This window comes from Pseudomonas zanjanensis (genome assembly GCF_014268745.2).
GTDB lineage: Bacteria > Pseudomonadota > Gammaproteobacteria > Pseudomonadales > Pseudomonadaceae > Aquipseudomonas > Aquipseudomonas zanjanensis.
In genome coordinates, this window is sequence record NZ_JABWRB020000001.1 from 1035259 (window position 1) to 1058762 (window position 23504).

Here is a 23504-nt window from a genome sequence, read left to right on the forward strand (position 1 = left end):
ACGAGGGTCTTTTTTGCTGATTGATGCCGTTGCCACTTGGCAAGCCCTATAGAGTTCTAAATTGGGGCAGGGGGCACCAGACGGCAAAAACTTATCCTCTCCTCAGCCAGTGCTTGCGGGACCATAGCCCAGCGGAAAAAAAGCCGCTCACCGCCAAAGAGACCATCCTTAACAATACCAAGCGTCTGATCGTCAGAAGGGCGTGTTTCAAGGATTTCGCCGGCGATGAAATATACGTGGCCTTTTTTGACGGTGAGATTGAAACGGTCTCCAATGAAGGAGCCTCCTAACGGGGAAGTGTTAGCCTCAAAAAAGTGAGTGCCCTCAGGCACCTGGAGTTGTAGATAACCGCCAGAAGGTAACTCTGCCACCTGCTGTTCATCAAGTTTTATATGCAGGGTTATGCGACGAGCAGCGACGTGAAACGGACGAAAAGCGTAGATTGTTGCGGTGTCGTTGCTTGCTTCTGCCGGCCCCCTATAATAAGGCTGATGGTCTAATGATGGACCGCTAGAGCAACCTTGCAGTAAGCCTAATAAGCCTATCAGGCAGCCAGAAAGAAATAAGCGGAACATCGCAACCCTCTCTTGTCTGTCTTTAACGCAGAGAAATATTAGGTAGTTAGCACAATATCGCATAGATGACACCCCCTGTCGGATTATGATCGCGATGGGGCAAAAATGGGGCAAACCGTACGCCAAGCCATGCCATTCAATGTCAATATGCATTTATGCAAGAGGTTTAAAACGGGTGTTGCAGCCAGGAAACACGAGCCTCTGTCCCAGGCTCTACCACATACCCCAGCACAATCGGCGTATACATTCGACAGAGTGTGGATTTCATCGAATAGGTGAGTCGGTATCGTTGCCCGGTTGCGCCTGATCAGAGGTGCTGTGGTGGTGAGGATCGCCACCATCGCCGCCGCGACCAAACTCCCATAGCCATCGGCCATCGGGAAGCTGCTGATTGGGTATTCCATGAGCCTCTAAAGGATTCTTTCCTCCTCTTCCGCCACGGTCGGCTTGGCCTGCCTCTCCACCTTCACCGCCTATAGCTCGGCCATAACCGCTGACTTCGGCATTCCCCCCAGCTCCGCCAGAGCCGCCACCGGGGACGCCTCCGCCGCCGCCTTTGCCGCCAGTAGCGAAACCACCCCCGGCTTTCGCATTTCCGCCTGCACCACCTTCGCCGGGTGATGGCAATACCGTTGGTGCGGTGCTATTCGATGCTTTCCTTCGGCATATCTCCATCGCGGCGAACACTATCCCCGAAATAATCGTAAAAGGTTCGTAGTTCCCTGACGGATTGTGAATCCAAAGAGATGCCAATACGAAGGTCACCAGGAGGCTGAGGATCTCGATTGTTCGGATCATGATTAAGTCCAGCGAGTAAGAGACACCAGATGGTGCTTCAGGCCCTGGGGCATCTGAAGATGCCAAGCTATCGCGGACCGGTGGAAGAAACAACAGTGCTCTGACATCAGCTTTTGAAAGCGGTTAGAAAGGTTTAGGGAAAAATTAAGGCATATTCAGCCCGCCATAGGCCGCAGCGAGTCTAAGATATCGTCCCAAAACGCTTCCTTTCCAGCGCGTCCGATAACGAATATTCGTCCGACATAGCATCGACTCCTTTCGAAAAGGACAAGCATAGTACCGGTGGTGCCCTTGGTGGTCGGTAATAGTTGCATGCTTAGAAATTGCTACAAAGCAATGTTTTTTTGAAGAATTAGCCAGGCTGGCCGGGGGGCAGACGAGCGACTACGTCCAATCCATCATGGGGGCGACGGAAAAGCGGTGGGACCGTGAAATAGCTTGTAGGGGTAATGGGATCATGTGCATCGCTTGATCCAATCGATCAAGATACGAGCAGGTGTTTTGTTTCGATAGATAAAACTGCAGCCTCTCTAGCTGCTTTGATTGCAGGAATGGACTGCGCGGGTACCCCCACGACCTGATCACATACGTCACACACTGAAACCAAAACGCCATTTGCCTCACCGAGACCATCGTCGAATGGTACGTTTCTGCGGGTAAATGTCGTCTGCACCAAGCCTTCGCAGTGACTGCAAATCGCTCGACTCTTATCGCCCTCTTGATAAAACTTCATAGTCATTAACTCATTGATGAGCGCCGGAACTATAGGCTTTCTGATAAAACTTCAGCAAGAAATTGGCGCGTAGGAAACTTCCCTAAATTATGTGCGACGTCGATTGCAGAGCTGCTAGAGCTGCAGAGTCTTTGAGCTCTCAAAACTGAATCGCCTGGTACGCTCCCCGGTAACCTAGGTCGCTTCATCTGATGGGTTTCGCCTCGAAGAAAAACTAAGCAGAGCGATGCCTTGTCTCACTCGTTCATGCTCATACTAATGATGGATTCGGTTTGAATATCAACCAGGCTTAATGCGCCATCGGAAAATGAGCAGCCGGTGTCGATATATACGACATTACCCAAGCGCATAATACTGGGCACTGTTGAATGTCCAACATAGAGTCGGTCTATTCCCTTGATGGGCGTGTGGTCGTTTTGCTCAATTTTTTCTCTGGCGTACAGCGCTATCTTCAAGGCTTGCCGCTGATGCTGCTCCCCAGATTTTCCTGTGATTGCATCTTTGGCTTCCTGCCAGCCATCGTTACTTTGGATGACGGGGGCTTCGGCATGAACTATTCCAATTGTGTGATCGTTTGAAAGTTCAATTTCAATGATCAATGGAAGTGCTTGCAGGGTTTTTGATAGTTCTTGCTGAATGTCGGGTTGTAACTCGTAGAGCCAGGCTCCACCATTTCGGATATGTCCGGGTATGTTTCCGTGACCTGAAATGCAGTCAATAAGCATCTGTTCATGATTGCCGCGCACGGCGTGGAACCACGGCTTCTCAAGCCAATTCAATATGTCTATGGAATCGGGGCCTCGGTCGATGAGGTCTCCCACGGAAAAGATGCGATCCAGCTCAGTGTTGAAGTTTAGTTTGTCTAAGGCTGCTGTTAGAAGTTTGAAATGTCCGTGAACGTCGCCCACCACAAAGTCACGACCTTTTTTGTTGGATGGGAAATATCTCGTCCTGTACATTTTCAGTGCTTCAGCAGATGTTGATTGGCGGTGACTTTATCACTTGGCGAAATAAACAGTAAGACGGTGAGTAGAGGAATAACGTTGTGCGGTCAAGCTTGAATCGCCAGCCCGATACACTTCTCAAAAACCTGCTCCATAGGCTCCATCACGCAGTTGTAAGCCGCGATATTGGCGTAGATCCACTCGTCCTTCTCAATCCCCCACCAACTGATTTCAAACCCGGCATTCATGATGAGGTGTTCAAACAGGATGCGTTGCGCTCGACCGTTGCCTTCGCGGAAGGGGTGTACGACGTTGATGTCGGAATAGGCCTCTGCCACAGCGACTATCAGCTCAACCCGCTCCATGCCCTCGAACCAGTTTGCCGCGGCCATGTTGGCGAAGATCTTATTGGCTTCCTTCTCCATGTACTCAGGTTGGCAGAACCGTGTGGCTTGTTTGGACATGCCAACGGTGCGCAGCTCTCCGGCCCATTCGAACAGGTCTGAAAAGAGGATTCGATGAATGTTTTGAAGGTAGGTCAGGCTGTAGGGAGGAGGGCTGAACTCGACGTTGTCCGCTGCGATGGCCGAGAGCTGTTGTTCGGCTTCGCTTAGGGTCGGTTCGTCACGGATATCGAGTTTGTTGCGCAGGACCGTGGAGCCGGGATAGCAATAAGCGTCCTCGCCGACTCCATATTTGTCAGGCATCAGGTTCTGGTCTGGGTGAAGGCCTTCAAGACCTCTTCACGCGTTGGCATTTTGCGTTCGCCGTCCGCGAAGGTCGTTTTGAAACCTTCCAGACGGAGGCTGGCCGCGTAGTTGGATCTACGCGTCCTGGCGGCATAGGCCTTTTTGGTTTCAAGGCTGACATTGCCCATGGGCTGGACCTCAAATCGCGCTGGTGGGCGGATTATAGCCCATCCCGTTGGCGTGGCCTATGTTGCGGCTCGGGCGAAGGGTGTTGGGCGTTCATTCGCTGCCCAATCCATCGCCGGACACCCCCATCGGAAATTTCCCTCAAGTTGTGTCGCTCCCCGCTGACTATCCACCCGATCACCCCGTGCGCTAAGTTCTCTCCGTCGCTGCAAATTCAGCGGCAGGGTGTGGAAGCCCTAATGCCTAGGATTTTTTTAATTAATCCTGAGATCGCCCAATGAAAAAAGGTACAGCTATTGCTTTAAATCTGTGTCCGCAAGGTACGCATCATCTCAACCTCATCCAATCTGTCCTCCATCAATTACCACCTCCTGCTCAACCTATGAATTCCGGCCCCGGATTCGGTCCTTTGTCAGTGCCGTCCCTATCTTCAACCCAGCACTGACCTCCCATCCCCGCAGGAGTAACCCCTCATGTCCCGCTACATGCCCATCACCGGTATTGAAAACAATTTCCACGCGCTCCTGATCGACACAGAAGCGCCGCTGGACGTGCTGCACGACACCGCCGCTTACCGCATTGCCGCTGTCACCCAATTATTGGAAAACCTCGTCATGCGTTCCGACATCAGTACGGACGCGGTGGTACTCCATGATTTCGCCCAAGTGCTGGCGATTCCCCTGCGCGACGGGTGTGATTTGCTGGATGTGATTGGGCGGCGGTTGCAGGCGCAGGTGTTGGCGTTGTAATGGAAGTGGGTGATTTCATAAGGTCACCTGCCTGACTCACCATCCCTTGCAGTCAGCGATTTGTGGGAGCCAGCTTGCTCGTAATGGTGCCGCGATTTGACGGGTGAAAGTTGGCCCTTGTGGCGAGGGAGCTTGCTCCCGCTTGAGTGCGAAGCGCTCACAAAAAAGGGGGCTGCTATGCAACCCAGCGGGAGCAAGCTCTCATCAAACAAAATCCATCCCCTTGTTCTCCAAAGCTTTTTTAAGCCGCGACCAATCGAACACCCAGCTTTGTAGCCTTACGCTGTAAGGCTCTAAGCTGGCGATCACGGCTTTTGGCCTCGTATTCGTTCATATCCTGCGCCACGTAAGGTTGTCCCTTGGTCAGCATGGCGTAGATCAGGCGGGCCAGTTGGTGAGCCGTAGCCTTAATGGCGCAGGCCGTATCCATGCGAGCCAATCGGGCGCGGTGACTGGCACCGATAAAGCTTTTATCGGTGCGGGCGCTAGAGGCCGCCTGCTTCAACGCTTGTGCCGCCCGGTTAAATACCTTGGGGACATGACCGGGCAAGGGTTTTCCCCCCGATATTCGGGTTGAGGGCGCTACCCCCATCCAGGAGCTGAAATGTTGCTCAGTCGGAAAACGCGACAAATCAGGTCCGACTTCGCTCGCCAGAACCAAGGCGGATTCGATTCCGATGGTGGGAATCGCGGTCAGGTCCACGCCCATGATTCTCACAAGTGCCTGGTGCAAGCTGGCTTGTTCATCTGCCGAGCGATGCGGGCTACGCAGTGGCTTGGTGGGTTGCGTGGGCTCATGGTTCAGCACTGGAAGTCGATCAAGTGCCTGAGTGATGGTCCGATCACATTCGGCAATCTGCTTCTCAAGGAAATCATGAGCAGCCACCTCCTGAGCCAAAGCATGCAGATGCTCGACTCGCCAGTTACCGTGCAGGCTGCGGGCAATGGTTTGGTGATCGGCCTTGATACGGCCGTCTCGGAAGTTGGCCAAGACTTGAGGGTCACGCTCGCCATCGATGATGGCCTTGATGATTTTCATCCCTGTCACGCCAGCAATATTGCTGATGACATTGGCTAACTGAATGTTCATCTGCGTCAGGGCTTTTTGCATGCGGTTGATGGTCTTGGCTTGATCACGAACCTTCATGGCCCGCTGGCGAACCAATGATCGCATCGAGCAAATATCATCAGCGGGTCGGAAAGCACCTCTGAGTAAGCCATGGGTCATGAGTTGCCAGATCCACTGGCAATCCAGAACATCGGATTTACGTCCGCTTATCTGACGAGTTGCACGGGAATTGACCAGATACACCTCAAAGCCCCTTGAATCGAGAAGCTCGAACAGCGGTATCCAGTAAACGCCAGTGGCCTCCATCGCCACGACCTTGATTTTCAGCGATTCCAACCATTCGGCCAGGCTCACCAAATCCTCAGTGAAGGCCGGAAAACAGCGAACCGGCTTGTCGCTTTGATCGGGATTGACGCCAACCCAGTGCTCGCGGCTGCCGATATCGATACCGGCACAATGAGGGTGAATCACTTCAAATCGTTTCTGCTGCTTCTTGCGCGCCATGACAATTCCTCGCAGGATTGAATGGCGCGCGGGGAACACGGTGGCGAACGGATTCACTCTCTCATACGTGGTCACAGCTTGCTGTGCCTACAACGACTCCACGCCGATACCGTGCCGGCCACTCTCCCTCGCGGGTGCGGACACACCAGTGATAGCTACGGCCTCTTTCCCCGCGCGCACCCAATCTTAAGCCGAGCACTTGTTTGCTGCGCGACAGCGCAGCGTCGGCGACGCGGCGGGGACTCCCTCGCCACAATGGATCAAGCCACAACGGATCAAGCCCGGATCAATCAAACCGCCTTGGTGTGATTGCCTAGCCCGCGCAACGCCGCGATGTCTCGCTTGGGCGGTGCACCAAACAAGCGGGCATATTCGCGGCTGAACTGGGAAGGGCTTTCATAACCCACTTTGAAGGCCGCGCTCGCCACGTCCACGTGCTCGTTGAGCATCAAGCGTTTTGCTTCGTTCAACCGCAGCCACTTCTGGTATTGCAGCGGGCTCATCGCCGTGAGCTGGCGGAAGTGGTGGTGAAACGTCGGCGCGCTCATCTGCACCCGCGCCGCGAGGTCGTCTACGCGCACGGGCTCGGTGTAGTTCAGTTTCAACCAGTCGATGGCCTTGGCGATCCGGTAGCCCTGGCTATCGACCGAGGCGATCTGCCGTAGCCGCGCGGCCTGGTCGCTGAGCAGCAGACGGTAGTGAATCTCGCGCTGGATCAACGGTGCCAGTATGGGGATCGCTTCGGGTTCTTCCAACAACGCCAGCAGGCGTGCAAACGGCGCCAAAAGGTCGGGCGTCGCGGTGCCGATGCCGGCGCCAATCCCGACCGCTCGATCACGCGGGGGCGACAGGCTGCCTTGGGCGATCAGGTCGGCGACCATGCGCAAGTCGAGCTTCAGGACCAGGCCCAGGCAGGGTTGTTCGGGGCTTGCCTGCAGCACTTCGGAATTGGCCGGGATGTCCAGGGACGTCATGAGGAATCGCCCGGTGTCGTAGCCATAGGCCTCGCCACCGATCCATACCTGCTTCACGCCTTGGGCCACCAGCACGATGCTCGGCTCGATCATGCAAATCACCGGCGGTGCCGGGGCTTCACGCCGGAAGAAGGCGAGGCCGGGGATGGGCGTTTCGACGTCGCCCGGGTGTGGGGTCCAGTCGTCGATGATGGCGGTCAATGTTTCTTGTATGGATCTGCGTTGGGTGGCCATGTCGGCTCCGGGTGTCGTCTCGGCTCGAGCGCTATAGGCAGGACATTAACGCGCTAAGCGAAGCGCTGCCTATATGCGCGGGAACAACGCCTAGGATCAGGCAAGAATCTCATCGGTATGCACTACCTGCGCATTGACCTGGGCGATGAAGATAGCGGGCACGGAATAGGGGAACGCCGCCATTCAAAACGGTGCAAGCGAGCTTGCTCGCGATAGCGGTCTGCCTGAGACAGCGATGTTGGCTGTGTCGACGCCATCGCGAGCAGGCTCGCTCCCACAGGTCCATCAAGAAATACAGGATTGTCATTCAATGACCGATAAATCATTGCCACAAGACCCGCCCGCCTGGGGCGCGGTATTTGCCATGGCCCTCGCCGCGTTCGTGCTGGTGGCTTCGGAGTTCATGCCGGTCAGCTTGCTGACGCCGGTGGCGGCGGATCTTCAGGTCAGCGAAGGGCAGGCTGGTCAAGGCATTGCCGTCTCTGGCGCCTTTGCCCTGATCACCAGTCTGTTTATCGCCTCGATCGCCGCCCGGGTTGACCGCAAATGGCTCCTGCTGGGACTGACCTTGCTGATGATCGTTTCAGGTACCGTGGTGGCGTTCGCGCCAAACTACGCGGTATTCATGGTCGGACGTGCGTTGATCGGCGTGGCGATTGGCGGCTTCTGGTCGCTGTCGGCGGCCACGGCCATGCGGCTCGTGCCGGAAGATAGCGTCCCGCAAGCGCTGGCCATCGTTAACGGCGGCAACGCCTTGGCGACGGTGGTCGCGGCGCCGCTGGGCAGTTTCCTCGGGGCGATTATTGGCTGGCGTGGCGCGTTTTTCTGCATCGTGCCTGTTGCTGCCATCGCCCTGGTCTGGCTGCTGTTACGCCTGCCCGCCATGCCTTCGCAGGCGAAGCGGGGCAGCACCAACGCCTTCAAGTTGATGGCCCGGACACCGGTCGCGCTGGGGATGCTGGCGGTCAGCACGTTTTTCATGGGCCAGTTCATGCTGTTCACCTACCTGCGACCGTTCCTCGAGTCGGTGACACAAGTGAGCGTATCCACGCTGTCCTTCATGCTGCTGGTGATCGGTGTGGCGGGGCTGCTGGGCACATTCCTGATCGGCGCCTGCTTGAAAAACAACCTCTATCGAACGCTCATCGTCATCCCTCTGCTGATGGCCGCGATTGCCATGGCCCTGGTGGGGTTCGGCGGATCGGTCACGGTCACGACGCTCTTGCTCGGCCTGTGGGGCCTGGCGGCCACGGCCGCGCCCGTCGGCTGGTGGACCTGGCTTTCGCGAACGCTGCCGGAAGATGCCGAAGCCGGCGGCGGCCTGATGGTGGCGATCGTCCAACTCGCCATCGCCGGGGGCGCGACCGTGGGTGGCGTTCTGTTTGATCTGAATGGCTATCGCGCGACGTTCGAAACCAGTGCGGCCGTGTTGGGGTTGGCCGCGGTGCTGACGGTGCTGGCTGCTCGTTCAGCGGTCCGAGAGCCTTCGTCGATTTCGGATACGGCCTCTTATAGCGCGGCGGATTGAGGCCAGTCCTGTAAGCCAGGAGAGGGCGACCGTTGGGCGCCTGAGCTTGGTGGCACATTGATGGCTTGTTATGCTCGGGGTCTGTTTATCCAGCATGTTGGTTGATTGTGACTACCGAGCGAATTTCCCAATTAGAACAAGCCCTGATGGCTGTGATCGCTGCTGCCGGGAAGATGGGCATCAGTAGCGATGAATTGTGTGCGCACGCCGTGGGCGGGCTGATATCCGATCCGTACTGGGGCTGGGCAGATGCCCAATATACGCAAGGTGCGGCTGACGAAATCGACAATGCCTTGAATAAACTTGTGGGAAGACCGGCGCAAGCATTGACGCTACTGGTTCCCGGGCCCGACTCAACGCTTGAATCAGCGCCGCGATGAAAATGGGTGAACTCTAGGGTTAGTGCCTGTCAGTTAAGCAGCAAACGGCATAAATCCTGTGGGAGCAAAGCTTGCTCGCGATAGCGGCAGAGTCGCCAATATCGTAGTCGGCTGGCTTACCGCAATCGCGAGCAAGCTCTGCTCCCACAGGATTACTGCTTAGCTGACTGGCATTAACCTCAAGAGTCGCCCATTTGCCTTAAAGGCCGAGGCCTTCTTCTATCAGCGAGAGCAAAGTGTCCTCGTCCAGAATGATAGGATCAGGACGCGGTTGCCCGGCCGATCGCAGGGCTTGGATATGCCAAAGCGATTCGCCATGCTCGCCGAGTGAGCGCACGATGCAGTGTTCCTGTCTCTTCATATGGACTTCAATGCAGCCCTCGCCCTGGGGCGAAAAACGCGCAATCGGGTCGAATGAAATGCGGCGATGATTGCCTTCGATCACCAGTTGATCGATCGCGTAGTTATACGTCGAACCGCTGGAATGACTTTCAAATACGTGGGTGGGATTGCGCCGGATATCCAGGCCGGCCTCGCACACGGGCGCCAGCCAGATTTCGATCTGGCGATACAGTTCGTAGACCTGGGCGGGCCAGTGCTCGATTGCCAGGTCGGCACAGTTGTCGGTATCCGCGCGGGTCTGCTGGGTTTTCCTCAGTTTGGCCGCTAGCTCGTCTGCCTTGCTCATGTCGATTCCCTGTCGTGATGATAGGTTGAGCTTAGCTGATGGGCTGGGGGGTTCGTTTGCGCTGGGTCATGAGGTGGTGGGTTGCCGGGAGGTGGTGGTGACGGTAGCTGCTTAGCGTGGACGAGTTCGTCCATCTGTTGCACGCTTTCCATCAGCTCATCGAAAAAAATGCTCACGGTTATCTCAGTGCCTGAAGGTGGGACATGTTATTGGAATTCCATCCTCCTATTCACCCTGTCGGTTGTAACCAAATTAGAGGATAACCAATGAATAGGAGCGAGCCCAAACCATGCGTATGACAGCTCTAAGCAATAACCACCTGGAACCCCTGCACGATGCGCTTACCTTGGCCGGCCTACCTGTGGACGACCTGACGTATCCTGGCCGACAGTTCTTCAGCTTCAGCCACCAAGGCGTTGAAGTGGCGTTTGCCGGCATAGAAGGAGAGGGCGCCGAGCGGTTGCTGCGCTCGCTGGTTGTGCTTGAGGGGCTGCGAGGCAAGGGCACTGGTGCGGCGGTGCTGGCCGCTATCGAAGCGTTTGCAAAACGCGAGGGGGCAGAGCGGCTTCACTTGCTGACCGAGAGCGCCGCCGCGTTTTTTACCGGCCAGGGCTATCAGCCGGGGGACCGCTCGCTGGCGCCCGCTTCGATCAGCGCGACGGCCCAGTTCAAGACCTTGTGCCCGGCTTCGGCGACGTACCTGAGCAAGCGCCTCGTCTAGTGGCCTGTGTGGCTAATTCGTGCACTCAACTTCGGCGCCAGAACTTGCCAGTCTGCGTTGCCATTCCTCGCCGTAGCGGGCTACGACTCGTCATGGCGCCTTGCCTGGCAAGCCCTGGCACTCGAATTTGAGTACTCGAATTAACCGTACAGGCCATTAGCGCAGCAAATGCACCGCCAGCCCGGCCAGGCCGCACGCCAGCAAGACCTGGATCACCCCGCGCTTGTAGCGAAACAGCGCCACGGCCGCGGCAATTGCGATGATTGCCGATGGCCAGTCCAGGGCCCCTGCAAAACCGTTGGGCCAGAGCACGTGGTAACCGAAGAAGCACGCCAGGTTAAGGATCACTCCGACCACCGCTGCGGTAATCGCCGTCAGCGGCGCGGTGAATTTCAATGCGTTGTGGGTCGATTCCACCAGCGGGCCGCCGGCCAGGATGAACAGGAACGAGGGCAGGAACGTAAACCAGGTCACCAGCGTGGCCGCGACGGCCCCGGCAAGAAAGGCCTGTTCGGGGCCGAACACCTGCATCACGTAGCCGCCGACGAAGCCGACGAAGGCCACGACCATGATCAGCGGCCCGGGGGTGGTTTCGCCCAGGGCCAGGCCGTCGATCATTTGTGTCGGGGTCAGCCAGCCGAAGTGTCCGACGGCGCCTTGGTAGACGTAGGGCAAAACCGCATAGGCGCCGCCGAAGGTCAACAATGCGGCCTTGGTAAAGAACCAGGCCATTTGCGTCAATGTGCCGTCCCAACCGAACACAGCGGTCAGCAGGCCCATTGGCACGACCCACAACAGCGCGCCGACGACGACCAGCCGGGCCAACCTGGTAGCGCTGAACCGGGCGTGGTCCGGGGTTGGCGTGTCGTCGTCGATCAAGGCGGGGCCGAAGGACTTGTGCTGGGTAGCGTGGCCGCCCAGGCTGAATTTGTCCGGTGCCCAGCGACCGCCGAAATAACCGACGGCAGCCGCACCCAGTACGATCAACGGGAAGGGGAGATCAAAGGCAAAGATCGCCGTGAACGATGCCGCCGCGATCGCCCACAGCCAATTGTTCTTGAGCGCGCGGGAGCCGATCCGGTGGGCGGCATGCACCACGATGGCCGTCACGGCAGGCTTGATGCCATAGAAAATACCTGCCACCACCGGCACTTCGCCAAAGGCGACGTACAGCCACGACAAGGCGATGAGAATGAACAGTGAAGGCAGTACGAACAACGCCCCGGCGATCACGCCACCCCAACTTCGGTGCATCAACCAGCCCAGGTAGGTCGCCAGTTGCTGGGCCTCGGGCCCTGGCAGCAACATGCAGTAATTGAGGGCATGCAGGAAGCGCCGTTCGGAAATCCAGCGCCGACGTTCCACCAGTTCCTGGTGCATGATCGAGATCTGCCCCGCAGGGCCGCCGAAACTGATGAAGCCCAGTTTGAGCCAGAACCAGAACGCTTCGCGCAAGCTGACGGCGCCAGGTCGGGTCAAGGGCTGTTTGTCATCGGTTCGGGTCGATTTGCTCATGGGCAGCGGGGCACTTAAAAGTCGAAGGCGCCCATACGTTATGGGGCGTTACGCAATTTAGATAGCCCCCAGGAAGGTTTGCTTGTAAACACGGGTACTTCTTCATTCAGGAACGCGCATTTCAGTCGGTTGGCGGGCGGCATTTTGGATCCACTCAAGCCACCCATCGGCTCCGTTGCACAGGCAAATTGCCGCCTAACAAGCGGTAGGCTAAGCTCACGAATATTAAGGGTTATGGGCGAATTTGCTCATGCTTTTGCCCCCTTCAGGAACTCGCTTGCCTATCCCCATTTACGATCCTTTCCATACCCCTGGTGGCGCCCTGAAACGCCTGCCGTTGCTCAAGGCCGCGGTGACGTTTATCGCGGCGGTGTGCTTGTGCCTGTGCGGTTTGCTTTTCCTGCAGTTGGAGCAGTCCCGTCGCCACGATCTGGAGTCGGCCCGCATCGCCTCGGCCACCCTTACCCGGGCCATGGCCCAGCAGGCCCAGGACACCTTCCTCCAGGCCGATCTGGTCCTGGCCAGCCTGGCGGATTGGATCCAGATCGATGGGTTCGGCCCTGCGGTATTGCCACGCTTGCAACAAACCCTCGCCCGCCGCGTGCAATCGCTCGAGCAGTTGCATGGGCTGTTCCTGTTCGACAAGCACGGTCACTGGATCACCACCTCCTTCGACTACCTGCACAGGGGAGCAGGGGTGGCGGATCGAGAGTATTTTGCTTTCCATCAACAGAATGCTTCCCTGATCGCCCATATCGGCCCGGCGGTCCGCAGTCGGCAAAACGGCGACTGGATCATTCCGGTTTCCCGACGACTGAATGATAAAGACGGCAATTTCCAGGGCGTGTTGATGGCCGGCATCAAGATGTCCTACTTCGACCGGTTCTTTAAAAGCTTCAGCCTGGATGAGCAAGGCGAGATGGCCCTGGCTTTGTCTGACGGGACACTGTTGGCCCGTCGCCCCTTCGATGAGGCGCGGATCGGCCGCCCGTTGGACGAGGAGCATATCTACAACCATGCCCTGACCGGCGGCATGTCTGGCGATGCGATCATCCGTTCAACCATCGACGGCGTCATCAGGTTGTATGGGCACCAACATTTGCAGGCTTATCCGTTGGTGGTCACCGCCGCGATGTCCGAAGAGGCGATTCTCGCGGGCTGGCACGACCGGGCTTTCCAATCCAGCCTCATCGTGGGCTTGGTGGTCCTGGGCATCTGCTTGTTCGGCTGGGTATTCGTGCGCCAGGTCCGTAACAGCGAAAAGATCGAGGCGGACTTGCGCAAGGCCCAGGAAGCCTTGGAACTGATTGCCACTCACGACAGCCTCACCGGGCTGGCGAACCGGCGGTTGTTCGAGCGGGCCCTGGATATCGAGTTCGGCCGGGGCGCCCGTCAGCGCAGCCCCTTGAGCCTGATAATGCTCGACATCGATTTCTTCAAGCACTACAACGACGCCTATGGGCATGTGGCCGGGGATCATTGCCTGGCGGAAGTGGCCAAGGTGCTCAAGAGTTGTTGCCATCGCAAGGCCGACCTGGCGGTACGGTATGGCGGCGAAGAGTTTGCCGTGCTGTTGCCTGACACCAATCTTTCGGGGGCCATGGCGTTGGCCGAGCAGATCCGGCGCACTGTCATCGACAGGCACATCACCCATTCCGGCTCCCCGACCGGCTACCTCACGGTGAGCCTGGGCTGCTATGCCTTTGTGCCCAGCAGCCTGGACAGCATCGAAGTCTTCATCCAGCGCGCCGATGCGGCGCTTTACCAGGCCAAGCACAGCGGCCGCAACCGGGTGGCGGTGTTATCGACCGAAGGCGGGTTCGACAGCTTGGCGCGCTCGGATCGTTGAGATCGGTTGGAATCATCGGCAGCCTGCCACGGTCAACTATTCAGGCATCGCGCGGGCGGGTCTCAAGCAGCGTGTAGGCTCTTTCGCAAAACACCGTGGGCTCGCCAACGGATCGAGCAGTGGCTGCTAAGGTTAGGAGCGACTGGCCCCGGTCCTTATCTTCCCAGGCACCGAGGCCAGCGTTGACAGGATAGGAGCAGGTCAATGGATTCCACTGCCGATACCCCTTCAGGCACCGCACGTCACACCCCCATTACTCGTCGCCTGGTCGTGGCCGTCGCGGGACTGTTTGTCCTGGGCGTCCTGGTGGCGATCGCCGCGCTGTTCAACATCGCGCAAAAGCTCGACGCGGAGGACGTGCGCAAGACGCATTTCTATATCGAGCGCGCCCTCGAGAATCGCATCACCGCATCGAAAAACTACATTGCCAGTTATGCCTATTGGACCACGGCTTATGACCACCTCAACGGTGAAGTCAATGTGCAGTGGGCCTACGCCGAACAGAACATGGGCAAGACCCTGTTCACCAATGACGAATACGAAGGCGTGTTTGTCATCGATCGGCAACGCACCAAATATGCTGTGGTGCGTGGACGCAATGTCGAGGATGACGCCTCGGTTTATATGGACACGCCGCTGGCCGAGCTGGTGGGCCAACTCCAGGCACAGCCCGACCTGACGATGTCGACGATCCGCTACACATTGTTCGAGGGCTGGCCGGCCGTCGTCACGGCGTCGGTGATCCTGCCCAACGACGAAAGGCCCCAGGTCGAGGCCAAAGGCACCTCGGTGTTGCTGTTCGTCGACCAACTGACCCCCGTCAAGCTGCGCAAGATGGGCAAGAGTTATGGCCTCACCGACTTGAATCTCAAGAAAGACACCGAGCTCGAGCCCGGCCAGCCGGCCGTGCCGCTGGACAGTACCGGCTACAGCCTGGTGTCCCGACTCGAGCGTCCGGGCCAGCAATTGCTCTGGTCCCTGGTGCCGCCGCTGGGGGCCGCGCTGTTGATCCTGGCCCTGCTGACCGCTTACTTCTTTCGTTATGCGTTGCGCACGGCACGGCATGTGGACGCCAGTTACGACAGCCTGGAAAGGTCCGCGCACGCCCTCGAGGCCAGCGAGGAGCGCTTCCGGGCCGTGGCCGAGGCGGCTTCCGACTGGATCTGGGAAATCGACGGGCAGCAGCGCATCACGTACCTGTCGGCGCGTTTCAATACGGTCACCGGGTTTTCCGACCAGCAATGGCTGGGGCAGGACATCGAGCAACTGCTGTATTGCGACACCACGCCAATCGCCCTTTGGCTGGGCAAGCTGACGGAGGAGCAGAGCACCAGCAACTTGCGCTGCTCCTACCGTGATCATTCCGGGCAATTGCGTTTCTGTCGCGTGTCGGCACGCCCGATCTACACCAAGACCGAAGTGGTGGGCTATCGCGGTACGGCCAGTGACATCACCGATGAAGTGGCGGCCCATGCCCAGGTCCAGCATCTGTCGATGCACGATGCACTGACCGGCTTGCCGAACCGCAACAAGCTGGCGCGGTACCTGGATGATGCGCTGGTGGCCAAGGAACATGCCGCCCCCCTGACGTTACTGATGGTGGACTTGGACAACTTCAAACCAATCAACGATTCCCTTGGCCACCCGGCCGGCGACGCGGTGTTGCTGGAAGTGGCTCAGCGGCTGCGTGACAGCACCCGCGAGCAAGACCTGGTGGCGCGGCTGGGGGGCGACGAGTTCGTGGTGGTGCTCAACGGCATGGAGCACACCACGGAAATCGATCGATTCTGTGAGCGGTTGATCGACAGCTTGCAGCAGCCGATCCTCTACGAAACCCATTCGCTGCACATCGGTGCCAGCATCGGCATCGCCGTCAGTCGTCGTCAGGGTTATGTGCCCGGTGAACTGATCCGCTGCGCCGACATTGCCTTGTACCAGGCCAAGTCAGAGGGCAAGAGAACCTGGTGCTATTTCGCCTCGCAAATGAACGATCAGATCCAGCACCGTCGCCAACTGGAAAGCGACCTGCGCCAGGCCGTGAAGAAAAATGAATTCGTCCTGCATTTCCAGCCGCGCTACACCGTCGATGGTCGGGAGATCGTGGCGGTCGAGGCGTTGGTTCGCTGGCAGCATCCAACGCAAGGCTTGTTGGGCCCCGATGCCTTTATTCCGTTGGCCGAGCAAACCGACCTGATTGTCCCGCTGTCGCGTTGGGTGTTGCGTGAGGCCTGCGAAACCGCGCTGACCTGGCCGGGGGAATTGATGGTGTCGGTCAACCTGTCGCCGGCGCAGTTCGAGCGCAGCGACGTGGTGGAAGATGTGCGACAGGTGTTGATCGAAACCCGTTTCCCGGCGAGTCGCCTGGAGCTCGAGATCACTGAAAACGTGATGCTCAACGACGTCGATGGCGCCCTGCAGGTCATGAATGCCCTGAAGGAACTGGGCGTGCGCTTGAACATGGATGACTTCGGTACTGGTTATTCGTCCTTGGGTTACCTGCGCACCTATCCATTCGACGGCATCAAGATCGACAAGCGCTTCATCGCCTCCATGAGCAACAGCAGCAACGACCGCGCCGTGGTGCAGGCGATCATCAACCTGGGCAAGGCCATGGGGCTGACGGTCACTGCCGAAGGCGTGGAAACCCTGGCCCAGCTCGGTTCATTGGGCTCGGACCAATGCCACGAGGTACAAGGCTATTTCCTCAGCCGGCCGATCGATAAACAGGCTTTTGCACAGTTGCTGGAGAACGGTCAGCCCTTACCGAAAACCGGCTCTTGAAGACTCGTTGCAACCACCGCGACGGGTTGACGGTCACAGCCAGTAACGTGGTATTTCGAGTAAGGGTCCTATGAAAAACCTGCGGATCGCAACCTTCAACATCAATGGCATCCGGGCCCGGCTGCCCAACCTGCTGGAATGGCTGAAGCGGGAGAAACCCGACATTGCCTGTTTGCAGGAGCTCAAGGCGGGGGACAAGGACTTCCCGGCGGCGGAGCTGGAGTCGGTGGGGTATGGGGCGATCTGGCACGGTCAGGCGTCGTGGAACGGTGTCGCGATCCTGGCCCGCGGTGCGCAGCCATTGGAGAGCCGCCGAGGCTTGCCCGGCGGGGACGACGACAGTCACAGTCGCTATCTGGAGGCGGCGGTGCATGGCGTGTTGGTAGGGTGCCTTTACTTGCCCAACGGCAATCCGCAACCGGGTCCCAAGTTTGACTACAAGCTGGCCTGGTTCGAACGGCTGATCGACTATGCCCAAGGGTTGCAGGCCAGTGATCATCCCGTAGTGCTGGCCGGTGACTACAATGTGGTGCCCACCGACATGGACATCTACAACCCGCGCTCCTGGCTCAAGGATGCGCTGTTGCAACCCGAAAGCCGGGAATGCTACCAGCGCTTGTTGGACCAGGGCTGGACCGATTCGCTGCGCCACCTTTATCCGGAGGAGCGGATCTACACCTTCTGGGACTATTTCCGCCAGCACTGGCAGAAGAACTCCGGGCTGCGCATCGATCACCTGTTGCTCAACCCGGCCGCCAGCGCCTACCTGAGCGAGGCGGGCGTGGATGCCTGGGTCAGGAACCAGCCCCACCCCAGCGATCATGCACCCACCTGGATCCGGCTGGCTTCGCGCAAACAGCGCTGACCGGGGGCGATTGTTGTCTCTGTGAGGGGAATGCCTTATACCTGGCGCCCAATAGCAGTGCGCTTGTGAGCGCTGCGCCGACCCTGGAAAAGGACACCCTCATGAGCCATCCCCAACTGAGCGATACGGCTCGTTATCTGCGGCGCCTGGGTTTCGACGCACCACCGGCGCCGACCCTCGACACCTTGCGTCAACTGCAAGGGCGCCATACTGCCGAATTCCCCTTTGAAACCCTGTCGACGTTGCTGCGTCAGCCCGTGCCCATCGACCTTGAATCGGTCGAGCGCAAGGTTTTCGAAGAGGGGCGCGGCGGCTATTGCTATGAACTCAACCAGCTGTTCCTGGCGCTGTTGCAAGCACTGGGTTACGACGCCCGCGGCATCACCGGGCGCGTGGTGATGAATGCGCCTGAGGGCGCCTGGACCGCCCGGACCCATCGGCTGAGCCTGGTGACGATTGAGGGTGTGCGCTACATCACCGACGTCGGCTTTGGCGGCATGGTGCCCACCGCGCCGCTGTTGCTCGATAGTCGTGAGGCCCAGGTCACGCCCCATGAGCTGTACCGCATCGAGACCCACGCGGACGGTTACTTATTGCGCGCCAACGTCGCCGACGAATGGCGACCGATGTACCTTTTCGACCTGCAGCGCCAGGAAGACATCGACTACACCGTCGGCAATTGGTACGTCTGCAATCACCCTGAGTCGCCGTTCATGGGCCGGTTGATGGTGGCCCGCACCGGCGACGGGTTGCGCAAGACCCTTAACGGCAACAGCTATGCCGTACACCGGATAGGGCAGGAGAGTGAGCGACGCGTGATCCTTGATGCCGATGAGTTGATCGATTTGCTGGAGCAGGAGTTCAGCCTGCGCGTACCGCCGCGCGAGCTGTTGCGGCCCGCGGTGGTGGGGTTGCTGCAGTCATAAAAGGCGCTGGGCCGGGGCGCTGTTCCTGATGGGCATGCAACAAGTTGTATACAACTCTATGGACATTTGTCCCGAGTTTTGAATACAGTGTGCCCATAACAAAAAACAGGGAATCCCCGAACCATGAAAACGCCCCATGTTTCACTCCCACGGCCCGAGGACGAAAACCTCGGCGTCGGCGCGAATATGGCTTACGGCCTGCAACATGTGTTGACCATGTACGGTGGCATCGTCGCCGTGCCGTTGATCATCGGCCAGGCGGCCGGGCTGTCGCCGGCGGACATCGGTCTGTTGATTGCCGCGTCGTTGTTCGCGGGAGGCCTGGCCACCTTGCTGCAAACCCTCGGCCTGCCGTTTTTCGGCTGCCAACTGCCCTTGGTGCAGGGCGTATCGTTTTCGGGCGTCGCGACCATGGTGGCGATTGTCGGCAGTGGCGGGGAGGGGGGCTTTCAAGCCATCCTCGGCGCGGTGATCGCAGCGTCCCTGATTGGTTTGCTGATCACTCCGGTGTTTTCTCGCATCACCCGGTTCTTTCCGCCACTGGTCACGGGCATTGTGATTACCACCATCGGCCTGACCTTGATGCCGGTGGCGGTGCGTTGGGCGATGGGCGGCAACAGCCACGCCGCCGATTTCGGCAGCATGGCGAACATTGGCCTGGCCGCGGTGACCCTGGTGCTGGTACTGCTGCTGAGCAAGATGGGCAGCGCAACCATCTCGCGGCTGTCGATTCTGTTGGCGATGGTCATCGGTACGGTCATCGCGGTGTTCCTCGGCATGGCGGACTTTTCGTCGGTCAGCCAAGGCCCGATGTTCGGCTTCCCGACGCCGTTCCATTTCGGCATGCCGACATTCCATATCGCCGCGATCCTGTCGATGTGCATTGTGATCATGGTGACCTTGGTGGAAACCTCTGCCGACATCCTGGCGGTGGGCGAAATCATCGACACCAAGGTCGATTCGAGGCGTCTGGGCAACGGTCTGCGGGCCGACATGCTGTCGAGCATGATCGCGCCGATCTTCGGTTCCTTCACCCAGAGTGCCTTCGCCCAGAACGTCGGACTGGTGGCGGTCACCGGGATCAAGAGCCGTTTCGTGGTGGCAACCGGCGGGGTGTTCCTGGTAGTACTCGGCCTGCTGCCGTTCATGGGCCGAGTGATCGCCGCGGTGCCGACCTCGGTGCTGGGCGGTGCCGGCATCGTATTGTTTGGCACGGTGGCGGCCAGTGGCATTCGCACGCTGTCGAAAGTCGACTACCGCAACAACGTCAACCTGATCATCGTCGCCACTTCTATCGGCTTCGGCATGATTCCCATCGCCGCACCGAACTTCTACGATCATTTCCCGAGCTGGTTCGCGACCATCTTCCATTCAGGCATCAGTTCCTCGGCGATCATGGCGATCATGCTGAACCTGGCGTTCAACCACTTCACCACGGGCAATTCCGACCAACAGTCAGTCTTCGCCGCCGGCACCGAGCGGGTGTTGCGCTACCAGGACTTGGCAGCGCTGCGCGAAGGCGATTATTTCAGCGACGGCAAGCTGCATGATTGTGACGGCAACGAGATTCCGGTGGTAGCGGAGCCTGTGCACGAACCGGCGGAACATGGGCCGAGCCGACTGAAAAGCAGTGAGCACGTCTGACAAAGCCCTGTGGCGAGGGAGCTTGCTCCCGCTGGACGGGAAGCTGCCCTGTTTTAGGACTGCTGCGCAGCCCAGCGGGAGCAAGCTCCCTCGCCACAATGGTTATCCCGCGGACATGAAAAAGCCTGTGATCAATGATCACAGGCTTTTTTGTGTTACTCGGAGGCGGGTTACCAACGGCCGTAATGACCCCGGGGTGGGCCATAGTAGTAGCCTCGTGGTGGCCCGTAATACACCGGTGCCGGGCGATAGTAGATTGGCCGCTCTACATACACCGGCTGCGGTTGGTAATAGACCGGCGGTGGTGCCTGGTAGTAGACCGGTTGCGGTTGCACGTAGACCGGTTGCTGCACATACACCGGACGATCACGGTTGATGATGGCCGAGCCGACAATGGCCGAACCGACGATGGCACCAAACACGGCGGGCCCCTCCCAACCACCACGACCGTGGGCGGATGCCTGGCCGGTGACCGCGAGTGCCCCCATGAGCAGGGCGATGATGGGAAGTCTACGATTCATGGCTGTTCCTCGTTTCGGCCCCGGCGCCTGTGGTCTGCGACAGACCCGATGAGCGTCGCGGGGATACTGCTATGACAGCGATTTTCTCAGGATTTGCGCCGCCGTTGGGTAAATATTGTGTAAGGTCTGTAGCGCTTTTTTTACCGCGCCGCGTCATCCAGCAGCCTGGATCTGGCCGGACCTGGCGGTATCATCATCCAATAGACCTTTCGGGGCGGCGTTCCGTTTGTCCGAAAGTGAATGCAAGGAGACACGCATGCAGATCAACCCCAACAAAGACACCCAGCTGTGCATGTCGCTCTCGGGACGTCCCGGAAACTTTGGCCTGCGCTTTCATAACCATTTGTATGAGCAACTGGGCCTGAACTTCTATTACAAGGCGTTCAGCAGCCAGGACCTGCCTGGCGCGGTGGGCGGTATCCGCGCCTTGGGTATTCGTGGCTGCGGCGTGTCGATGCCGTTCAAGGAAGCCTGCATCGCCCTGGTGGACGAGTTGGACCCTTCTGCCGCCGCGATCCAGTCGATCAACACCATCGTCAATACCAACGGTCATCTGAAGGCCTACAACACCGACTACATTGCCATTGCCCAATTGTTGCAAAGCCACGCCGTGCCCAAGGACGCCACCTTTGCCCTGCGCGGCAGCGGCGGCATGGCCAAGGCGGTGGCCAGTGCCTTGCGCGATGGTGGCTACAGAAACGGGCTGATCGTCGCCCGCAATGAAGGTGCAGGGCGAGCCTTGGCCGAATCCCTGGGGTATGAATGGCAAGCTGAACTGGGTGCGCGACGGCCGCAGATGCTGATCAACGTCACGCCGATCGGCATGACCGGCGGCCCGGAAGCCGACCAGTTGGCGTTCGAGCCTGAGACCATCGCCGCCGCCGAGACCGTGTTCGACGTGGTGGCGATCCCGTCGGAAACGCCACTGATCGTGCGTGCCCGGGCCGAAGGCAAACGGGTCATCACCGGGCTGGAAGTCATTGCGATCCAGGCCCTGGAGCAATTCGTGCTGTACACCGGCGTGCGGCCCAACCTGGAACAATTCGAAAAAGCCGTCGCTTTCGCCCGGTCCGCGTAGGAGCTGCCGAAGGCTGCGATCTTTTGATTTTGATCTTTCGCTTTCGACTCAATTGTCTGCTGCAAGATCGCAGCCTCGTTGCACTCGACAGCTCCTACACAGCTCCTACACAGCTCCTGCCGGAATTCCAGTAGTTACTCCAGTCTTGCCAGGCGTTCTTCCAGTGCGGCGATCCGCGCTTCGAGCTCTTCGATGCGCTCCAGCGAGACACCGCCGCCCGCGCCACGCTCCACCGGGTGCTGGCGGGCGGCGAGAATCGCTTCGATGTCCGCCGGGTCGCCCATGGCGTGCACATAGCGTTCCTCGCGCTGGCCGGCCTGGCGTGGCACCAGCAGCGCCAGCCCCCGGGAGATCAGGCGTTCGAGTTGGTGCACCACTTGCTCGGCGTCTTCAAAATCGTGCATCCGTCCGCTGCGGGTCAGCAACTCATTGACCGTTTGCGGGCCACGCAGGAACAGCAAGCCCATCAGGACCACTTGGGCCGGCACCAGCTCCAGGGCTTTGTCGACCCGATGTTCCCAGCGGTCGGCGCGGCTGCCCATCACCAGCTTGGTAAAACCGCGACCTTCCAGCGCCCGCAGGCTCTGGCCAACCTGGCCGGGGTTAAGGTTCATCACCGGTTCGCGGCTGGTTTTCTGGTTGCAGGCCAGTACCAGGGCGTTGAGGGTCAGCGGGTAGGTCTCGGGGTTGGTGGCCTGTTTCTCGACCAGCGCGCCGAGGATGCGGATTTCCGTGCTATTGAGCCGTGGTTCTTCAGCCTGCTGTTGTTCTTCGATGCTCATCGCGCGTTCCCTATGCTATGGAAGCCGCCTAGCCTAATCCTTGCGCAATAAAAGACAAGCCGTGCAATCAGCCGTGGCTATAATCGCTGCCGTTTGATTCATTCTTTCCTGCCACCTGCATGAGATTGCCATGACTATTTCCCTGTACGCCGCTTCCGTCCCGGTTTTCAAGCAGATGCTCAACGCCTTGAGCGACGTTCTGAACAAGGCCGAAGCCCACGCCACCGCGAAAAACATCGACCCGAACGCTTTCCTGCAAGCCCGCCTGTACCCGGACATGTTCCCGCTGGTGCGCCAGGTGCAGATCGCGGTGGATTTCGCCAAGGGTGTGTCCGCGCGCCTGGCCGAGATCGAAGTGCCAAAGTATGACGACAGCGAGACCACGTTCGCCGAGCTGCAAGCCCTGATCGCCAAGGTATTGGCCTTTATCGATGGCATCGCGCCTGCGCAGATCGATGGCAAGGAAGGCATCGAAATCGTTACCCGTCCGGGGACGCCGAAGGAGAAGCGCTTCAGTGGCCAGAACTACCTGCTGACCTACGGCCTGCCGCAGTTCTTCTTCCATGTCACCACCACCTACGCATTGCTGCGCCACAATGGCGTGGAAGTGGGCAAGCGCGACTACATGGGCGCGTTCTAACCCCGCCGGCACGAAAAAGCCCGGGACGGTTTGGGCCGTTCCCGGGCTTTTTTGTGACCTTGGTATTTGGGGGGATTCTGATCGACCGAGGCGCCTGCTTCGCGAGCAAGCCCGCTCCCACATTGATTTTG

The 23504-nt window shown here is 58.9% G+C and carries 22 protein-coding genes; 10 read left to right on the forward strand and 12 right to left on the reverse strand.

What is annotated here, in order from left to right:
• Positions 1-56 precede the first annotated feature (56 nt).
• From HU715_RS04730 to HU715_RS04755, 6 genes are all read right to left on the reverse strand, one after another.
• A complete protein-coding gene (locus tag HU715_RS04730; protein ID WP_186705207.1) occupies positions 57-575 on the reverse strand; it encodes a hypothetical protein in 519 nt (172 codons plus the stop codon).
• A gap of 264 nt (positions 576-839) precedes the next feature.
• Positions 840-1373 (reverse strand): hypothetical protein, encoded by a 534-nt coding sequence (locus HU715_RS04735; RefSeq protein ID WP_186705206.1) that lies wholly within the window; start codon positions 1371-1373, stop codon positions 840-842.
• Positions 1374-1854: 481 nt separating this feature from the next.
• Positions 1855-2106: a hypothetical protein gene (locus HU715_RS04740; protein WP_225917554.1), complete on the reverse strand. Its 252-nt coding sequence runs from the start codon at positions 2104-2106 to the stop codon at positions 1855-1857.
• 236 nt (positions 2107-2342) lie between these two features.
• On the reverse strand, positions 2343-3065 hold the full coding sequence (locus tag HU715_RS04745) for a metallophosphoesterase (RefSeq protein WP_186705205.1): 723 nt from the start codon (positions 3063-3065) through the stop codon (positions 2343-2345).
• 92 nt (positions 3066-3157) lie between these two features.
• Entirely contained in the window at positions 3158-3757 is a 600-nt protein-coding gene (locus HU715_RS04750) for a putative adenosine monophosphate-protein transferase Fic (protein WP_186705204.1), read from the reverse strand.
• Positions 3757-3927, reverse strand: coding sequence for a YhfG family protein (locus tag HU715_RS04755; protein ID WP_003199786.1), 171 nt, complete (start codon positions 3925-3927; stop codon positions 3757-3759). The genes HU715_RS04750 and HU715_RS04755 overlap by 1 nt, the downstream gene beginning before the upstream one ends.
• A 471-nt stretch (positions 3928-4398) precedes the next feature.
• Here HU715_RS04755 and HU715_RS04760 point away from each other — a divergent pair, with 471 nt between their 5' ends.
• Positions 4399-4674, forward strand: coding sequence for a hypothetical protein (locus tag HU715_RS04760; protein WP_186705203.1), 276 nt, complete (start codon positions 4399-4401; stop codon positions 4672-4674).
• 241 nt (positions 4675-4915) lie between these two features.
• Here the strand turns inward: HU715_RS04760 and HU715_RS04765 are convergent, their stop codons facing one another.
• Together HU715_RS04765 and HU715_RS04770 are read right to left on the reverse strand one after the other, a co-directional pair.
• On the reverse strand, positions 4916-6247 hold the full coding sequence (locus HU715_RS04765; protein ID WP_217884307.1) for an IS110 family RNA-guided transposase: 1332 nt from the start codon (positions 6245-6247) through the stop codon (positions 4916-4918).
• A 290-nt stretch (positions 6248-6537) separates the two neighbouring features.
• Complete coding sequence (locus tag HU715_RS04770; RefSeq protein WP_186708293.1) at positions 6538-7455, reverse strand: AraC family transcriptional regulator; 918 nt, start codon at positions 7453-7455, stop codon at positions 6538-6540.
• Positions 7456-7765: 310 nt separating this feature from the next.
• Between HU715_RS04770 and HU715_RS04775 the strand changes: the two genes are divergently transcribed.
• The gene (locus HU715_RS04775; protein ID WP_186708297.1) at positions 7766-8983 is read left to right on the forward strand and encodes an MFS transporter; all 1218 of its coding nucleotides are present in this window, start codon (positions 7766-7768) and stop codon (positions 8981-8983) included.
• 579 nt (positions 8984-9562) lie between these two features.
• On the opposite strand, the gene HU715_RS04780 is transcribed toward HU715_RS04775, so the two are convergent.
• Positions 9563-10051 carry a hypothetical protein gene (locus HU715_RS04780; RefSeq protein ID WP_186708299.1) on the reverse strand — a complete coding sequence of 163 codons (489 nt, stop codon included), beginning with the start codon at positions 10049-10051 and terminating at the stop codon, positions 9563-9565.
• Between the two features lie 289 nt (positions 10052-10340).
• Between HU715_RS04780 and arsN2 the strand changes: the two genes are divergently transcribed.
• The gene (arsN2, locus tag HU715_RS04785) at positions 10341-10772 is read left to right on the forward strand and encodes an arsenic resistance N-acetyltransferase ArsN2 (protein ID WP_186708301.1); all 432 of its coding nucleotides are present in this window, start codon (positions 10341-10343) and stop codon (positions 10770-10772) included.
• Between the two features lie 156 nt (positions 10773-10928).
• On the opposite strand, the gene chrA is transcribed toward arsN2, so the two are convergent.
• Positions 10929-12287, reverse strand: coding sequence for a chromate efflux transporter (chrA, locus tag HU715_RS04790; RefSeq protein WP_186708303.1), 1359 nt, complete (start codon positions 12285-12287; stop codon positions 10929-10931).
• 277 nt (positions 12288-12564) lie between these two features.
• Between chrA and HU715_RS04795 the strand changes: the two genes are divergently transcribed.
• The 5 genes from HU715_RS04795 (at position 12565) to HU715_RS04815 (ending at position 20352) form a co-directional block, all read left to right on the forward strand.
• Positions 12565-14136 carry a sensor domain-containing diguanylate cyclase gene (locus HU715_RS04795; RefSeq protein ID WP_186708305.1) on the forward strand — a complete coding sequence of 524 codons (1572 nt, stop codon included), beginning with the start codon at positions 12565-12567 and terminating at the stop codon, positions 14134-14136.
• Positions 14137-14340: 204 nt separating this feature from the next.
• Positions 14341-16917, forward strand: a complete 2577-nt coding sequence (locus HU715_RS04800; RefSeq protein WP_186708307.1) for a bifunctional diguanylate cyclase/phosphodiesterase — start codon at positions 14341-14343, stop codon at positions 16915-16917.
• 70 nt (positions 16918-16987) lie between these two features.
• On the forward strand, positions 16988-17782 hold the full coding sequence (gene xth / locus HU715_RS04805; RefSeq protein ID WP_186708309.1) for an exodeoxyribonuclease III: 795 nt from the start codon (positions 16988-16990) through the stop codon (positions 17780-17782).
• 101 nt (positions 17783-17883) lie between these two features.
• Entirely contained in the window at positions 17884-18708 is an 825-nt protein-coding gene (locus HU715_RS04810) for an arylamine N-acetyltransferase family protein (protein WP_186708311.1), read from the forward strand.
• 123 nt (positions 18709-18831) lie between these two features.
• Positions 18832-20352: a nucleobase:cation symporter-2 family protein gene (locus HU715_RS04815; RefSeq protein ID WP_186708313.1), complete on the forward strand. Its 1521-nt coding sequence runs from the start codon at positions 18832-18834 to the stop codon at positions 20350-20352.
• 170 nt (positions 20353-20522) lie between these two features.
• On the opposite strand, the gene HU715_RS04820 is transcribed toward HU715_RS04815, so the two are convergent.
• Positions 20523-20873: a hypothetical protein gene (locus HU715_RS04820; protein WP_063322141.1), complete on the reverse strand. Its 351-nt coding sequence runs from the start codon at positions 20871-20873 to the stop codon at positions 20523-20525.
• Positions 20874-21129: 256 nt separating this feature from the next.
• Between HU715_RS04820 and HU715_RS04825 the strand changes: the two genes are divergently transcribed.
• Positions 21130-21951: a shikimate 5-dehydrogenase gene (locus tag HU715_RS04825; RefSeq protein ID WP_186708315.1), complete on the forward strand. Its 822-nt coding sequence runs from the start codon at positions 21130-21132 to the stop codon at positions 21949-21951.
• Between the two features lie 134 nt (positions 21952-22085).
• Here HU715_RS04825 and HU715_RS04830 read toward each other — a convergent pair whose 3' ends face one another.
• Entirely contained in the window at positions 22086-22733 is a 648-nt protein-coding gene (locus tag HU715_RS04830) for a YceH family protein (protein ID WP_186708317.1), read from the reverse strand.
• A gap of 130 nt (positions 22734-22863) precedes the next feature.
• On the opposite strand from HU715_RS04830, the gene HU715_RS04835 reads away from it, so the two are divergent.
• Positions 22864-23373: a DUF1993 domain-containing protein gene (locus HU715_RS04835; protein ID WP_186708319.1), complete on the forward strand. Its 510-nt coding sequence runs from the start codon at positions 22864-22866 to the stop codon at positions 23371-23373.
• The last annotated feature ends 131 nt before the right edge of the window (positions 23374-23504 follow it).